Source organism: Pseudoalteromonas sp. SG44-17 (genome assembly GCF_014164235.1).
Taxonomy (GTDB): domain Bacteria; phylum Pseudomonadota; class Gammaproteobacteria; order Enterobacterales; family Alteromonadaceae; genus Pseudoalteromonas; species Pseudoalteromonas rhizosphaerae.
The window spans coordinates 1-16,671 of record NZ_JACJEV010000039.1; the positions used below are offsets into that span (position 1 = coordinate 1).

10 protein-coding genes are annotated in these 16,671 nt (G+C 41.1%); 8 read left to right on the forward strand and 2 right to left on the reverse strand.

The window, feature by feature from the left end; translation table 11 throughout:
- Positions 1–566: 566 nt before the first annotated feature.
- Positions 567–2,003, reverse strand: a complete 1,437-nt coding sequence (rsmF, locus tag H5182_RS19275; RefSeq protein ID WP_145234083.1) for a 16S rRNA (cytosine(1407)-C(5))-methyltransferase RsmF — start codon at positions 2,001–2,003, stop codon at positions 567–569.
- A gap of 264 nt (positions 2,004–2,267) precedes the next feature.
- Between rsmF and H5182_RS19280 the strand changes: the two genes are divergently transcribed.
- The 8 genes from H5182_RS19280 to H5182_RS19315 all read left to right on the forward strand — a co-directional run bounded on the left by H5182_RS19280 (position 2,268) and on the right by H5182_RS19315 (position 15,547).
- Entirely contained in the window at positions 2,268–2,972 is a 705-nt protein-coding gene (locus H5182_RS19280; RefSeq protein ID WP_145233596.1) for a GntR family transcriptional regulator, read from the forward strand.
- 71 nt (positions 2,973–3,043) lie between these two features.
- Positions 3,044–3,922, forward strand: coding sequence for a methylisocitrate lyase (gene prpB, locus H5182_RS19285; RefSeq protein ID WP_145233598.1), 879 nt, complete (start codon positions 3,044–3,046; stop codon positions 3,920–3,922).
- A 25-nt stretch (positions 3,923–3,947) separates the two neighbouring features.
- Complete coding sequence (gene prpC, locus H5182_RS19290; protein ID WP_145233600.1) at positions 3,948–5,072, forward strand: 2-methylcitrate synthase; 1,125 nt, start codon at positions 3,948–3,950, stop codon at positions 5,070–5,072.
- 146 nt (positions 5,073–5,218) lie between these two features.
- Positions 5,219–7,825 carry a Fe/S-dependent 2-methylisocitrate dehydratase AcnD gene (acnD, locus tag H5182_RS19295; protein WP_182734856.1) on the forward strand — a complete coding sequence of 869 codons (2,607 nt, stop codon included), beginning with the start codon at positions 5,219–5,221 and terminating at the stop codon, positions 7,823–7,825.
- 11 nt (positions 7,826–7,836) lie between these two features.
- Complete coding sequence (gene prpF, locus H5182_RS19300; RefSeq protein ID WP_145233606.1) at positions 7,837–9,012, forward strand: 2-methylaconitate cis-trans isomerase PrpF; 1,176 nt, start codon at positions 7,837–7,839, stop codon at positions 9,010–9,012.
- A 433-nt stretch (positions 9,013–9,445) separates the two neighbouring features.
- Positions 9,446–12,511: a hypothetical protein gene (locus H5182_RS19305; RefSeq protein ID WP_182760464.1), complete on the forward strand. Its 3,066-nt coding sequence runs from the start codon at positions 9,446–9,448 to the stop codon at positions 12,509–12,511.
- A 57-nt stretch (positions 12,512–12,568) separates the two neighbouring features.
- Positions 12,569–13,660 (forward strand): hypothetical protein, encoded by a 1,092-nt coding sequence (locus tag H5182_RS19310; protein ID WP_145233608.1) that lies wholly within the window; start codon positions 12,569–12,571, stop codon positions 13,658–13,660.
- Positions 13,661–13,669: 9 nt separating this feature from the next.
- Complete coding sequence (locus tag H5182_RS19315) at positions 13,670–15,547, forward strand: hypothetical protein (protein WP_182760465.1); 1,878 nt, start codon at positions 13,670–13,672, stop codon at positions 15,545–15,547.
- 43 nt (positions 15,548–15,590) lie between these two features.
- Here H5182_RS19315 and H5182_RS19320 read toward each other — a convergent pair whose 3' ends face one another.
- Positions 15,591–16,427 (reverse strand): ABC transporter substrate-binding protein, encoded by an 837-nt coding sequence (locus H5182_RS19320; RefSeq protein WP_259397135.1) that lies wholly within the window; start codon positions 16,425–16,427, stop codon positions 15,591–15,593.
- Between the last annotated feature and the right edge of the window lie 244 nt (positions 16,428–16,671).

The window sequence follows — 16,671 nt, forward strand, 5'->3', positions numbered from 1 at the left end:
ATTCTGTGGTTTGTGTGGTAACAACCATTTGATCATGAATTGAGCTTCAACTCAATTTCTTAAGATCTTACCTATGACATGGATGTAAGTAAGGGGCGTGAGCAGGACGCGGAAGCTTTGCTCGGTTTTTACTTAGCCCACTAGGTTACAAACCTCGCGCCGCGATTAAATCGCCCCTAGATTGAACAAATTTCCATCCACAAAGGCCAACACGCCTAGTCTATATATAGAAACAAGTTATGTGTAATAAAGCAATGATTACCTAAGTGACTGAATAAATTTCAAGACGATAGCTTATTCATAGACAAAAAAACGCCCAGAACGAATCCGCATTGTTCTGGGCTTAGGGGATGGCTCTAATGAGCCTGCGCTAACTTTAAAAACACCTTCTAAGTTCATTAAGGGAGAAGTAGAAAGTAATATTAAGTGTAGTTAACATATGTAAAAAAACCCAATAAATGATGATTTTTTATACTGCTTATAAAACAACTGTTTGTCTTAAAACGAAGCGCAAAGCTTAAATTTTATACATTGGTTGTTGCCAACTTATCCACACCTTATTATTATCACCAGCTGATCAGTTGAGTGTTTTGTACTAAATCTCGAGGTAAGGAGTTTTTAATTTTATTTTTTTGCCATTTTCCAAGCCCTATCGGACAGCCACAAAGGGTTAAAACCACTTCGCCAAGTGCGTTGCTAGGCTCGCTTAAACGAATATCTTTACCTTGAAAGTAGTCATTGGCCTGCTCGTTACTTAGTGCAATTACATTAGCCTTACATTGGCCACCAAATACGGTGGCAAATTCGTGGTTAAGACGCACCCCATTTTTGTGGATCATGCCGAGGTGGATACCAAGTCGCGCGTATTTTATTTTGTTTTCAATGGCGGCAAACTGTTCAGGGAATAGCCACAGTTCTTTATCGCGCTGCATTAGTGAGCCGCTGAGTGATGTCAGGTCAAATTGTTTTTTTAGCTCAGTGTAAAATGCTTGGCTGGATTTTTTGTCAAACGGCTGAAAAGGGAATGCACCTTTTTTTACTTTTTGATTTGGATTATCGCAGCTAGCAAGCTTTTTAAACTTAGCAATAAAAAAGCCTTCGCTGTCGAATGTTTGCGGCCAGACATGCAAATAGCCTTCGCTGGTTGTGGCTCGCTCTGCACCTGCAAACAAATGATCTAATGGTTGTATTTCAAGATGCTCTGCAAACTCAGTGAGAAGATATTCGCACACTTGCTGATTTTCGAGCGGGGTTAAAGTACAGGTTGAATAGACTAATGTACCGCCTGGTTTTAATGCATAGAAAGCGCTTTTTATTAAGTTTTTTTGCACTTTGGCAATATCAATGTTTGACTCAATCGACCAATTCTTTAAGGCATCAGCATCTTTTCGAACCGTACCTTCGCCAGAGCATGGGGCATCGAGTAAAATACTGTCAAAGCATTCATACATATAATCGCCAAAAATAGCCCCATCAAAATGCGACAATGCACAATTGCCAACTCCCATACGCTTTAAGGTTGCGCTGAGTACTTTTAAACGAGATGACGACAATTCATTGGCAACCAATACCCCGTGATTATTCATTAATGCTGCTAATTGTGAAGTTTTAGAGCCAGGAGCGGATGCCATGTCGAGCACATGAGTTGCATCAGTTAATGCGTCTTTGAGTGCTATTGGTGGCAGCATCGAACTGGCTTCTTGTACATACATAGCGCCACTTAAATGTAGATCCGTGTTACCCAGTGCCAGAGCTTGCTCTTCATGTTCACTGCGCTCTAACCAAAAACCTTCGCTACACCATGGGATTGGGCTTAATGTCCAGCCTCTATCAAGGGCATACTGCTGAAAATCCTCAACCGACATTTTAAGCGTATTGACACGTACAGATTTACGAAGCGGTCTGCGACAGGCATTGAGAAAGTCATCCAATGTTAGGTGTGCTGGTAAATAGGTCTTTACGTCATCTATAAAATGCTGGGGAATATAGGTATTGGCGTCCAAGGCAGTGCTCACAGAGAATTTTAAAGTTGTATTCTAGCATTATTAGTGGCTCAGAGCAGTGCCTTAAATAATCTTTTAAAGTATACAAACCTGTCGACACTTGGTGCATAAATGTGTGTTTTAAGTGTTTTTAAACATTATTTATTATACTTATGTCGACAATAGCCGTTTTTAAACGCAGTTTTTACTGATTTAGGGTTGACACATTTACAGCTAAAGACCATAGTGTATCCGTAAATTGTCGACAATCTTAGAAGGTGAACAATGACGCAAGATGCTTTTAGTGAAACACCTATTACTACCGCCTCAGATCAGGTATTTGTGGATATGCGTCGAGAAATTGTCGAAGGCAGTATTGTTCAAGGTAGCAAGATATCCGAGCCAGAACTGGCAAAGCGTTATGGTGTAAGCCGTGCAACGCTTCGTGAAGCGCTTAACCGCCTTGAAAGTTGTTATTTAGTTGAGCGTAAAGCGAATGTGGGTTGTCGTGTTGTGGCACTTACAGCTGAACGTTTAATAGAAGTATATCAAGTTCGCAGTGCGCTTGAAGGTTTAGCGTGTCGTTTAGCTGCCGACAATATGGCACCGGATGAAGTACAAAGTTTAAAGCAATTACTTAATCAGCATCTGAAAACACAACGTGTAAAAGAGGGTGAGTCTTACTATCAAGAAGCCGGCGATCTGGATTTTCATTATCGCATTATTAAAGGCAGTAAAAACGACCACCTTATTCACTTATTGAGTAACGGACTTTATCAGTTAATTCGTATGTATCGTGTGCAAATGGGCATGGTTGGGCCTCGCGTATCAAAAGCGTTTGATGAGCACTTAGCCATTATTAATGCGATTGAAAACCATGATGGGGAATTAGCTGAGTTATTGATGAAGCGCCATATCAGTGCATCGCAAGCCAATATACAAACGAAGTTTAATTTACATGCCGCGCAAAATGAGCGCGCGGAGCAGTAAAAACGTCATATTAAACCATTAAAAAATATAAGTTGTCATAAAGCAACCCCGTTCAAAGTTAGGAGAATGTAATGTCAGCAGGATTAAAATTTAAACAGGCGATTGCCAATAATCATCCATTACAAGTCGTCGGCACAATCAACGCTTACACGGCGATGATGGCTGAAAAAATGGGTCATCAAGCAATTTACCTTTCAGGTGCAGGTGTCGCGAATGCTTCATTTGGTATGCCTGATTTGGGGATGACCAGTCTTGATAATGTTTTGGAAGATATTCGCCGCATCACAGGTGCCAGCGATTTACCATTACTTGTTGATGCCGATACTGGTTGGGGTGGAGCATTTAATATTGCTCGCACAGTCAAAGAGATGACCAAAGCCGGCGCGGCGGGGTTTCATATTGAAGACCAAGTAGCGCAAAAGCGGTGCGGCCATCGCCCGAATAAAGAAATTGTCTCGCAAAGCGAGATGGTTGACCGTATTAAAGCAGCTGTTGATGCTAAAACTGACAGTGACTTTTACATTATGGCGCGTACTGATGCGTTTCAAAAAGAAGGCTTAAATGCGGCGATTGAACGTGCAGCAGCCTGTGTTGAAGCTGGCGCCGATGCGATTTTTGCAGAAGCCGTACACGATCTTGCCGACTATCAAGCCTTTACCAAAGCGATTAATGTGCCTATTTTGGCTAACATTACTGAGTTTGGCCAAACGCCAATTTATACTAAAGAGCAACTTAGTGATGTAGGCGTAGAAATGGTGCTTTACCCACTCAGCGCGTTCAGAGCAATGAATAAAGCGGCACTTAACGTCTATTCAGCAATTTTAAATGAAGGCTCTCAACAGAGCCAAATTGAAAATATGCAAACACGTGCTGAGCTTTATGACTTTTTAGATTATCACTCGTATGAAAATACACTCGATAACCTTTTTTCAGCAAAATCTGATAAATAATAATAAATTCAACAGGAGACATATCATGGTAGATAAAGCATTAGGCGGCGCAGGACTTCGCGGACAAGTAGCAGGCCAAACAGCACTTTGTACAGTAGGGCAAACCGGTTCAGGCTTAACGTATTGTGGTTACGACATTGCAGAGCTTGCTGAAAAAGCGCAGTTTGAAGAAGTATCTTTCCTACTTTCGCGCGGTGAATTACCGACCTCTGCAGAGCTTAGCGAATACAAAGCTAAACTAAAAAGTTTACGTGGTTTACCACCGGCACTGAAAACTGTACTTGAAAACATTCCAAAAGACGCGCACCCAATGGATGTCATGCGTACAGGTTGCTCTATGCTAGGTAACCTTGAAATGGAGCATGACTTTAGTCAGGCTAATGATGCCATTGACCGTATGGTTGCGGTATTCCCAAGCATTATTTGTTACTGGTATCGTTTTACTCACGACGGTGTGCGTATTGAAACACAAACTGATGATGACTCAGTTGGCGCGCATTTTTTAACGCTACTACATGATAAAGCGCCATCAGAGTTATTTGCTCAAGTGATGAATGTATCGCTGATTTTATATGCAGAGCATGAATTTAATGCCTCAACCTTTACTGGTCGCGTTTGTGCATCGACATTATCTGACATTCACTCTTGTGTAACAGGTGCCATTGGCACGTTACGTGGCCCATTACATGGCGGCGCGAATGAAGCGGCAATGGATATGATTGAAGGCTTTAAAGATGCAGACCATGCAGAGCAAGAAATCATGGGCATGCTGGAGCGTAAAGATAAAATTATGGGCTTTGGTCACGCAATCTATCGCGAATCAGATCCACGTAATGTGATCATTAAAAAGTGGTCTGAAAAACTCGCTGCAGAGCTAGGCGACGAGGTACTTTATCCAGTATCAGTGCGCTGTGAAGAAATTATGTGGCGTGAGAAGAAGTTATTTTGTAACGCAGACTTTTTCCATGCATCGGCGTATCACTTTATGGGCATTCCAACTAAGTTATTCACCCCTATTTTTGTTATGAGCCGTGTAACAGGCTGGACCGCACACGTAAAAGAGCAACGCGCTAATAACCGTATTATTCGCCCAAGTGCAGATTACACTGGGCCAGAAGCGCGTAGTTATACGCCAATCGAATCACGTTAAGACTATTAAAGGTGGGCGAAAATACGCTCACCTTTTATTTTTTGCACATTGCCACTAGCGCATAGTTTTTAAGGCCTCTTTTTTCATACATCCCTTAAACACGCTATACGTGTGCGACCACCGTCACCAAATTAGCGAGTCTTGTAATGACTATCATAAACAATACTAAATACAGAAAACCCTTACCTAACTCTAATGTCGATTATTTTGACACCCAAGCTGCAATTGATGAAATTAAGGCTGGTGCGTACGCAGCCTTACCCTATACATCACGTGTTTTAGCAGAGAATTTAGTACGCCGCTGTGAGCCGCAAATGCTAACCGCAGCACTGTCGCAGCTTATCGAACGCAAACAAGATTTAGATTTCCCTTGGTATCCCGCGCGCGTAGTCTGTCACGATATTTTGGGACAAACAGCGCTGGTTGATTTAGCTGGCTTGCGTGATGCCATTGCAGCCAAAGGCGGCGATCCAGCTAAAGTTAACCCAGTAGTACCAACACAGCTGATTGTTGATCACTCATTAGCCGTTGAATACGCAGGGTTTGATCCTGATGCTTTTGAAAAAAACCGCGCTATTGAAGATAGACGTAACGATGACCGTTTCCACTTTATTAATTGGACTAAAACTGCGTTTAAAAATATTGATGTGATCCCACCTGGTAACGGCATTATGCATCAAATCAACCTTGAGAAAATGTCGCCGGTGATCCAAAGCCGCGATGGGATTGCTTTTCCTGATACCTTAGTCGGTACTGATAGCCACACACCGCATGTTGATGCGTTAGGTGTCATTGCAGTAGGTGTTGGCGGCCTTGAAGCCGAAAGCGTGATGCTTGGCCGCGCCTCTTATATGCGTTTGCCTGATATTATTGGTGTTGAACTCAGTGGCAAACGTCAACCGGGTATTACAGCAACGGATATCGTGCTTGCGATCACTGAGTTTTTACGTGGCCAGCGTGTCGTATCAAGCTATTTAGAGTTTTATGGTGAAGGCGCAGATGCATTGACATTAGGCGATCGCGCTACTATCTCAAATATGACACCAGAATTTGGTGCCACCGCAGCGATGTTTTATATCGACCAGATGACCATTGATTACTTACGCCTAACAGGACGTGAAGAAGAGCAAATTGCCTTAGTTGAAAATTACGCAAAAACTACCGGTCTGTGGAGCGACAGCCTAAAAACAGCGCAGTACGATCGGGTATTAAAATTTGATCTATCAAGCGTTGGCCGCAATATTGCTGGACCGTCAAATCCGCATCGCCGTGTTTCAACCAGTGATTTGGCAGCGCAGGGGATCTCTGGGGTTGTTGAAAATGAAGACGGTTTAATGCCGGACGGTGCCTGTATTATTGCTGCTATCACTAGTTGTACGAATACCAGTAATCCACGTAACGTCATAGCAGCTGGTCTTATTGCGCGTAATGCAAATGCGAAGGGCTTAACTCGCAAGCCATGGGTTAAAACCTCATTAGCACCGGGTTCAAAAACAGTGCAATCGTATCTTGAAGATGCAAAATTACTGTCAGAATTAGAGCAACTTGGTTTTGGTATTGTTGGCTTTGCGTGCACTACGTGCAACGGTATGAGTGGTGCGCTTGATCCCGTTATTCAACAAGAAGTGATTGATCGCGACCTATACGCCACGGCTGTGCTCTCTGGTAATCGTAATTTTGATGGCCGTATTCACCCATACGCTAAGCAAGCATTTTTAGCGTCTCCGCCATTAGTAGTTGCCTATGCTATTGCAGGAACTATTCGTTTTGATATTGAAAAAGACGTACTCGGACAAGACCAGCAGGGCAATGATGTAACCTTAAAAGATATTTGGCCATCAGATGAAGAGATTGACGCAGTGATTAAACAAAGCGTAAAACCTGAGCAGTATAAGAAGGTTTACGAGCCGATGTTTAATTTAACCGTTGATTACGGTGAAGATAACGACCCACTTTACGATTGGCGCCCACAAAGTACTTATATTCGCCGCCCGCCATATTGGGAAGGCGCACTCGCTGGTGAGCGTACCATGAAAGGTATGCGCGCATTAGCGGTACTTGGCGATAACATCACAACTGATCATTTATCACCGTCAAATGCAATTATGGCCAGTAGTGCAGCAGGTGAGTACTTAACGCATATGGGTGTGCCAGAAGAAGACTTTAACTCGTACGCAACGCACCGCGGCGACCATTTAACTGCGCAACGTGCAACCTTTGCTAATCCTAAATTACTTAATGAAATGGTGATTGAAAATGGCGAAGTGAAACAAGGCTCATATGCCCGTATTGAGCCTGAGGGCACAGTTACTCGGATGTGGGAAGCAATCGAAACCTATATGCAGCGCAAACAACCATTAATTATTGTTGCAGGAGCTGACTATGGCCAAGGTTCTTCTCGTGATTGGGCAGCCAAAGGCGTGCGTTTAGCAGGCGTTGAAGTTATTGCTGCAGAAGGTTTTGAGCGCATACACCGTACTAACTTAATTGGTATGGGTGTATTACCGCTGGAATTTAAAGCGGGCACTACCCGTAAAACGCTTAAGCTAGATGGTAGTGAAAGTTACGATGTAACTGGTGAATTAACACCAGGTGCGAGCGTTAATTTAACGATTACCCGCACTGATGGTGAAGTATTAAATGTGCCAACAAAGTGCCGTATTGATACTCAAGAAGAACTATCCATTTATGCTGCAGGTGGTGTATTACAACGCTTTGCTCAAGACTTTTTAGAAGCCACGCAAAGTGTATAAGGAAAACAGTCATGACATTTAAACCACAAATTAAAGTACCTGCCACCTACATGCGCGGTGGCACTAGTAAAGGGGTATTCTTTAATCTCAGCGATTTACCAGAGGCTGCACAAGTGGCAGGTTCTGGGCGAGATAATTTATTGCTGCGAGTGATTGGTAGCCCAGATCCATATGGCAAACAAACCGATGGTATGGGGGGGGCTACTTCTAGTACCAGTAAAACCGTTATTTTAAGTAAAAGTGAGCAAGCTGATCACGATGTTGATTACTTATTTGGCCAAGTTGCTATTGATAAAGCGTTTGTTGATTGGAGCGGGAACTGCGGCAATTTAACCTCTGCAGTTGGCGCATTTGCAATTAGTAATGGTCTTGTTGATGCTAGCCGTATTCCAGAAAACGGTATGGCTATAGTGCGAGTTTGGCAAGCTAATATTAAAAAAAGCATTTTAGTGCATGTGCCAATGACCAACGGTGAAGTACAAGAAACGGGTGACTTTGAACTCGACGGGGTGACATTTCCCGCCGCTGAGGTGAAATTAGAGTTCATTGATCCAGCGGATGGCGATGGTGCGCTATTTCCAACAGGCAATGTGGTAGATGAACTAGCAGTCCCTGAGTTTGGTGTACTTAGAGCCACTATGATCAACGCGGGTATCCCTACTATTTTTGTTAATGCAGCAGATATCGGCTATACCGGCACTGAACTTCAAGATGATATAAATAATGACGAACAAGCATTAGCTAAGCTTGAGTCTATTAGAGCGCATGGGGCAGTTAAAATGGGCTTGATCGCTCATATTAGTGAGGCGGCAGCGCGTCAACATACACCAAAAGTGGCATTTATTAATAAACCGATGACATATCTAGCTTCAAGCGGTAAAGAAATTCACAGTGATAATATCAACCTACTGGTACGTGCCATGTCGATGGGGAAACTTCATCATGCCATGATGGGTACTGCCGCTGTTGCAATCGGCACCGCAGCTGCGATAGCAGGATCGCTCGTTAATCTTGCAGCTGGTGGCGGTCAGTTGAGCGAAGTTAACTTTGGTCATCCGTCAGGTACATTAACTGTAGGCGCGCAAGCGATACTTCAAAACGGTAAGTGGCAGGTTACCAAGGCCAGTATGAGTCGCAGTGCTCGTGTGCTAATGGAAGGCGTTGTCCGAGTACCTGAGGTCAATTAATTAGTGAAATAAAACTAAAAGTGGCAGTCAGGCCACTTTTACATCCATATTTATGTGAAAAAATGTAAACAGCATTGCGTCAAATTGTATTCTTTGGTTGATATTTCCCCTAAAGTTAGTCCCTCAATGAGTTTCAAAAAAAAACAGTGTTTTTTTAATTCTTTGTTTTTAAATGTTTTTTATTTTATTTCTTTTAACTTGTGTTAAAAATGGCAGTGCTAGTTAGATGCATATTTACAGGTGTAATTAAAATTACATTTTTTTATAAATTGTCATATATTGGTGGTAAGTTGATAACATGTAATAATAATGTGGTTAATTACGTTAATTTGATACGGTTTTATACATAATTTTAACTTAAATGACTGTTGATATTAATATAGGCTACGATTTCAGTAATGCTATTTGCTAACAAGCACCCTAGGAGATTTTCATGGCGAAAAGAATAATTAAATTTACCCCAATTGCAGCCTCGGTTGCATTGACTCTCGGCCTGACCGGTTGTGGCTCAGAAAATGATAATAACTATAACAAGCCTGAACCAGTTACAGTATACAAAGGCGAAGTCAGCACTAATTTTAATACCCAAGTATCGGGGAAAGCTGTAAAAGGCGCGTTAAAAAATGCCAAAGTGACAGTATCTACTGTTGATGATGCGGGGGAATCTGTCCCAGTAGCTTATCGTTTAGAGGCTGCATCTGATGCAAGCTATACTGCAGAATCGACAACTTCACAAGCAGACGCTGATGCCAAAGCATTGGCATTGGTTGCGGCAGCTAATCCAACAGAGACAATGACGTCAACCAGTGGTGCCTATAATATTTATCTAGAAGACGGCTTTTCGGGTCCGCTTTATATTACGGTGAGTACGTCGAAAGAAGATGACAGCATGGTCAAGTGTGATTCATTTACCGGTTGTGGCAGCTATGATGAAACCCCAGCAGCATCTGAAGTCGCTGGGATGATCAATAATGGCGATGCCGCGATTGATTTTGGCGAATGGTACAAAGATGATCTTGAATTACAAGTTGTTAAGTTTATTAAAGCTTCACCAGCACCAGCAAGTGCTCGTGGTATTAATTTCGCGGAGGGTGATGGTACTGGTGTGCAGCAGTACTTTGCTAATGTGACTTTATATACGAGTATCGCAGCAAAAATGTTGTTAGACGGTGCTAAAGATGGTTCAGCAGTCTCAGATGAAGCAGTTGCAGCGGCAAGTTTAAAAACATTAATTCAAGTATTAGGGCCTGATACAGCAATTAAAGCCGCTTCTTTACTTGGTGATATTTCTCTTGGTGGTGCGGTTGATTTCAGTGATATTGGCGAAGGTGATTCACTGGATGCAGGTACTTTGGCATTAGTTCAAACTGCCGTTTCATTGCAGTCTGTCGCGGGGGCGGGTGCCAATGGCTCATTAAAAGACCTGATTGCAAGTCTATCTGCAGCTGTTAAAGAAGGCAAAGTAAGCAACAGTGACAATGAAATTGTCCAGAAGATTGCAGCTGAGTTACAAAAAGCAGTTGAGAATACCAGCCTTATTTTTGCCGCAGTAGTTACAGGTGAAGGTATTGATGAAGCATTTGCTAAAGTTGCTGAAAACTTAGGTATTACCGATCCTGATGAAATTGCAAAATTCAAAAATAAAGCCACCAAAGCTGTTGAAGATGTGCAAGCAAAAGCAAAAGATAAAGGGCTTGATAAAGATTTAAAAGAAACCGCAAAAGAAGTTAAAAAAGCATTAGAGAAAATTGGCTGTGAAGATAACTGTGATGCTGGTGATGATCTAACAGCTAAAGTAGCGGCTGAGTTAGAATTACAAGTTACTGCAACTACTGCTGCATTAACTACGTCTACCGACTCAATCGCTGTTGGTACTGCTGAATTGACAAAAGTGAAAACGTTGGGTGATGCTGGTTTAGAAACAACCGAGCAGGTTTTGGCTTACAGTGCTGATGTGTTTACGTTATCAGGGAGCAAGGCGGAATATAGCCAGTTACAAGTAGAGCTTTCTGCTGCACTTGCTTCAACACAAGGGATTGCAACAACCGCCGCAAGTTTAGGTGAGCAATATCAACAATTAGTTGATAAAGCAAACTCGTTAAGTAGCGCTGTTGCAACCCAACTCGCAGCGGTTTCAACTTTAATTACGGGGATTGATGCTGAGGTGGTTCGCTCTAATGAGGCTGTGACTGCATTAGGCATCGATATCGACGTTGCAAAAAGCAATGTGACTATCGCAAGCAATAACCTAGATGCTGCTGATTCTGCGGCAATGATTGCGCAAAGTGATTTAGCAACAGCTATGATTGCAGTTGCCGCTGCAGCGATTGACAACAAAGCTAATGCAGAACTTGCTTTGTCATCCGCTCAAGCTGCAATTACCGTGGCTACAGCGACTAGTGCAAAAGCAGCCGAACTCGCTAATGCGGCAGTACAAGCTGAGGTTGCTGCTGCTGCATTAATGGATATTGCCGCTGAAGCGAGTGATAAAGAGATTGCTACAAATTTATCTGCAGAAGCTAAACTCAGTGCTACATTAGCCACAAGCGTTAGCAACGAAGCAGATACTGCTTTGAGCAGTGCAACCTCACTTGAATCTGATGCCCAAGCAGCAATTGCAACATTTACAGTATTAGTTGATGTTAAAGCAGGCACTGAGAGTATTCGAAATGCAACTTTGGTAACGAAAACAGGCGGTCGGGCATTATTTGATACTGCCGAAGTTATTTATGATGTGCTAACAGAAGCTTGGGACTTAGGAGATGAAGCCACTGGTGTTGTTTCTACACGATATCCTAATTGGACGTATAGCTTTGATAAAGATGCATTAGAGCTAAATCTTGTTAATAGTGAAAATGGCGATAAGATCAACGTTAATGGTTCTATCAATAATAAAGCAATTGTATTTGCGTTTGGCGGTATGATTGAAACAGTTGATGGTGCAAAAGTTAGTATTGAAACACTTGATGATATGGGTGAGGCTTTACAGAATTGTATCGACGCTAACAGTGGGACTATTCCTAAAGATCTATCAGATTCTTGTTTAGTAATTAACTTTGAAGAGGAAGTTTCAAGCGATACGGCTGTTGATGGAAATGTGTTATCAGTAGATGGCTGGAGTCGTGTTGAAATAGTTGACGGTGATTCAGGATTTATTGGTACATTAAGCATATCTGGCGCAGATGTAACAGAGCTTGGCATGATCAGCGCAACAGGTGTTACAGGTGATATTGATTTCACTGCGATGTTATCTGTTGATTGGGCAAATGAAAATGATAATTATGCCGTTGATATCGAGTTACATAATAGTATTGGCTATACACTATCTTTGATGGCAGAAGAGGGTGAGGACTTTATGGGTAGCGTAAATGCTAACTTCGCAGGTGCGATGATGAAGTTTGGTACAGTAACAGAGATCACAAATGGTATTTCTGTAGAGTATATTGATGGTGAAGTTATCGATTACACTGATATTAGTTTTTTAGATTCATCGAAGTAACGTAAAAATAAGAGGGAGAGTCGTTCTCCCTCTTAAATAATAACAAGTGAAATAAGTATGAAAAAAAAAATTCTCACGTTAGGATTTTCCGCTTTTTTAATTACCCCTATTAGTTACGCTGCAGAGCAGTTTCAAGTCTTTACCACATTCGATTCAGAAGTGTATACAGAAGCACAACCTGTCACTGCCTTTATTGACGACTTTGATGCTCCACTTACATCAGGTGATAGCGCATTTACTTATAATGTGTTTGAGTTTGGCGTTGGTTATGGAAATTTTAAAGTCGGTTATCAAAGTCGTTTTGATTATGTTTTAAGTTTTGATCCGGATACTGCTGTTTACTTTCATACCGAAAAAAATGATCTTCCTTTTGAAGATAGAAATTATGTTTATTACCTAGACGGTAAGCAATCAACCACCAATGGATTGTTTGTTTCATATGATTTCAAATTTTTAGACTCTGACGCATTAACAATAACGCCTAAATTAACGGTTTTTGCTAGTACGCATTTTCAAGATATAAATGTAGAAGGTACAGTTTATAGTGATGAGATCCAAGGCGCATTAACAGTTGACTCTTATTTTTCGAAAGATATTTTATTTAAGCGATTTACTCCTGATGAGAACCCATCCGGCTTAGGGTACAGCGTTGATTTAGCAGTTAATTGGAAAATAAATCAAGACTTAACCATAGGCCTTCTCGCACAAGACTTACTGTATGAAACCGAGTATAAAAAAAGTGGTTTTGCAAATGGTTATACAACAGAGCTCCCGTTTACTGAAAACGATGATGGCGATATTGCTACTGAGCCTACAATACGCTTAGCAACGTCAGAGTATGGTAATGAAGTTACACATAAATTTGATATGCCGGTGCGCGTTAAGGTTTATGCGGATTATCGTATTAATGATTTGTTTTCTTCAGAGCTGATGGTTAAACAATTTGATCAAGATACGTTTTCTCAATTAAAAGCACGCATGCACTTTTGGGATCATTGGGCAGTTATTGGTGGTTATGAAATAAAAAGTGAAGCATTTTTGCTGGGTATTGAGAACGATTATTTTGGTTTTAATATACAGACCGATAATCTCGATATTGATAAAGCGTATTATGCCAATGTAAATTGGTACCTGAAGTTAGCGTTTTAAGGACTTGTGATGTTTAAAAAACTTATATCAGTTAGTTTACTTATGTCATTAGTTGGTTGTGGTGACTCATCAGATAATGGCACAACAAACACTTTGCCTGTCATGCTGACGTCCTCCTCGGTAAGCTTTTATATTGCGCCTTGGCAATCCACTGCGGGTACGTTAACACTCATTAATGATAACACGGGCTCTATAGAAAATATTGACGTTGCAAATATTAATGATGTGACTTTACCAACCACAACTTTAAATTTTCATCATGTTGAATTTACCTCAAATGCAACGACGTTAACATGTCCAAGTTTTGCAGGTTGTGGTCGCACAGTGAGAAACAACCCGAATGATCAGAATTCTAATCGTCGCATTGATTATCAAGAAGTGATGGATATGACATTAAGTTACCGTGCTGATTTTTTTGCAGCCCCGGGCGAAAATAAGGTCTATTTATCGCCGATCAGCTCAGTGATTAGCGATAATAACTTAGACATAAGCATAACCACACAAAGCTTGAGTGCGACACCTTTTTATCACCTCACTCATAGTCAGTTGAATGACAGCCTTGAAGCTGAGTTGCTTACTAATGCACTGACTTTTGGTGTGATCTTAAAAAGAGCTGCGGATATCGAGGCGAGTTTAAATACAGCCAATAATACGGTGGTAGAACAACAGGCCCAGTTAGCAAGTTTGCCACTTTATCGTACTTTTGCAGATCGCTATGTGTCAGAGAATTTACTTAATGAAGATGGTAATCAATTATTGCAATCCGTCGTTGGAGAGGTCAAACAAAAGCTAGTTATGATTGGGAATGCTAGCAATATTTCGCCACTAGAACGAGATGAAGAGCAATTACACTCTCGTGAGTTACTCGAAGATGTGCGTAATATAATAGGTGTGGCACGCTTACAAGAGCAAACGTACAGTGATGAGCTCAAACAAAAGCTAACTGAATTTGAAATAATATTAGGCGAAGACTCGCAACAAACTATTATCGTTTTAGCGAATGTGCTTTATGACGTGCTCTATAACTTTTCGCCATTAAATAATACCGACGCAGGAGTTTATAATTTACAGGGACTGACAATAAACTACCAACAATCCCCTTATTCTTGGGCTATTAGTGGCCAGTATGATGAGCATGACGTACAGCTAGATTTAAATATTCCACAATGGCAAGTAAGTGGACTGCTGGGTAATAAAGTATCCGGTATTATTAGTGCGAAAGTGATAGGCAAAGATGCTCAACTAAACGCCGATGTGAGTGATTTAGTGTTGTCATTTGATGGAACTGACGATCCATTTTCAAATGATCAAAGTGAAACAACCGGGCAGCTGAATATAGAGACAAAGGTTTCATTAGAAAGTGCCAATAGCGGCGTCTTAACCGGTGATATAAAGCTAAACGCCGATCGCTTCGTTACTCCTTTTGAAGAGCTTGTGACAGTGGTATCTGGCTTTGACTTTAAAGGTCAGCTTGTTAGTGAAAATCAAACGACACAGTTTAACCTACAAGCAATAGAAGCAACGCCATTTATAAATGAAGCTACACAGAATCTTGCATTTGCTGTGCAATTGATAACGCCATTAAATGGCGCACCGGATTTTCAGTTTGCTTATGTTGGTCGTTTGAATCGTTTAGCTGATATTAGCAATGCAGAGATTGCCTTACGGCTAAAGGATAGAGCACTTGAAATTAACTTACGTACTGTTGGCAATAATATTAATGCAGTGATCCACGGTGCTCAAGGTCGCTGGTTAGATGTTAAGCAAAAAGGTCGAAACTACAGTGGTGGATTATATTTTGGCGATACACAAATCGCAGATGTAACAGCGGTAAGAGGGGTTCCTGGTATATTATTTCCTGATGGGACATTTGAGTCGTTGTTTTAATAATATATAGGCGCTTATTTGCTAACATTTAAGCGCCTTATTTTTAGCTGCTACATTGTTTTTTTTCTTCAATATAGCTTGAAAGTGCTCCTTGCTCTTTCATTTTTTTTATCTCGTTATTGAGATCGGCTAAAATTTCCTGCCAATATGGGTTTGCTTTACTTACTGTGTAATAGAGGGGTTTGTAACCTAAAGGTGGGGACAATACCATTAGAGCAGTTTTCATTTGCTGTTTTTCTTTTTCGGAGGCAGCAGACTTTTCAATGCTGGCAATCAACACGTCAAAATCAGCTACAATTAGGTCTACCCGTAGGCCCATAAGTAAATGAATTTGCTGAAACTCATTATTGGCAACAATGGTATTAATTTGTTTTGAGTCAATTAGTTTATCGAGTTCTGGGGTGTTTTTATATGCTCGGACAACACCAATAATTTGATCTTTTATAGACTCTACACTGCCGTCATAGTTTGAGTGGCTGCCATTTAGTGCGACTAGTGACAAGTTTCCACCTGGAATAGCCGAGGATAAAGCCATTAAATCATTGCGCGTTTTATTTGGCTTATTCTCTGACATAACATTATTATCAATAAAATACTCAGGAAATAAAATATCTGCATGACCTAATTCGGCCGCTCTTAGTGCTCGGGCCCATGGGAGAAACTCTATATGCACTCCATAACCTTTTTGTAGTAGTAGTTTAACGGTTAGTTGAAATAGCCAACCGTTGTTACAAAGTGATTCATCAATATAAGGGGGCCAATTTAAAGTGACTAGTTTTAAAAGTTTCTTTGCTTCAATATTGTAAGCATAGCCATATTCATATCGTACTGCTGGAGCAACGATTGTTTGATCACCGACTTGGTAAGAAACAGGGGTCATAGTCGCTTTCGCGAATCCACTAAACAACAATAGAAAGACTAAGTACTTTTTCATTTATTTGATAAGTTTTTGTAATTATTCTTAAAGTTTAGTCGCATATATGTATTTAACAACTTAAAAAGACGATAACTAAAATGTATTTACAATGTTTATCGTTGCAGCCGTTTGAGAAGGAACGGGTAAATGATGGCATGTTTTTTTATGTGTTTTTATTGGCAAGGTAAGGAGTGACAGCAGCTGTCAG

Excerpts from the sequence above, each read along its gene's own strand:
- prpF (WP_145233606.1), top strand. The coding sequence starts at position 7,837 with ATGACATTTAAACCACAAATTAAAGTACCTGCCACCTACATGCGCGGT.
- H5182_RS19310 (WP_145233608.1), top strand. The coding sequence starts at position 12,569 with ATGAAAAAAAAAATTCTCACGTTAGGATTTTCCGCTTTTTTAATTACC.
- H5182_RS19305 (WP_182760464.1), top strand. The coding sequence starts at position 9,446 with ATGGCGAAAAGAATAATTAAATTTACCCCAATTGCAGCCTCGGTTGCA.
- prpB (WP_145233598.1), top strand. The coding sequence starts at position 3,044 with ATGTCAGCAGGATTAAAATTTAAACAGGCGATTGCCAATAATCATCCA.
- H5182_RS19315 (WP_182760465.1), top strand. The coding sequence starts at position 13,670 with ATGTTTAAAAAACTTATATCAGTTAGTTTACTTATGTCATTAGTTGGT.
- H5182_RS19320 (WP_259397135.1), bottom strand. The coding sequence starts at position 16,427 with ATGACCCCTGTTTCTTACCAAGTCGGTGATCAAACAATCGTTGCTCCA.
- acnD (WP_182734856.1), top strand. The coding sequence starts at position 5,219 with ATGACTATCATAAACAATACTAAATACAGAAAACCCTTACCTAACTCT.
- prpC (WP_145233600.1), top strand. The coding sequence starts at position 3,948 with ATGGTAGATAAAGCATTAGGCGGCGCAGGACTTCGCGGACAAGTAGCA.
- H5182_RS19280 (WP_145233596.1), top strand. The coding sequence starts at position 2,268 with ATGACGCAAGATGCTTTTAGTGAAACACCTATTACTACCGCCTCAGAT.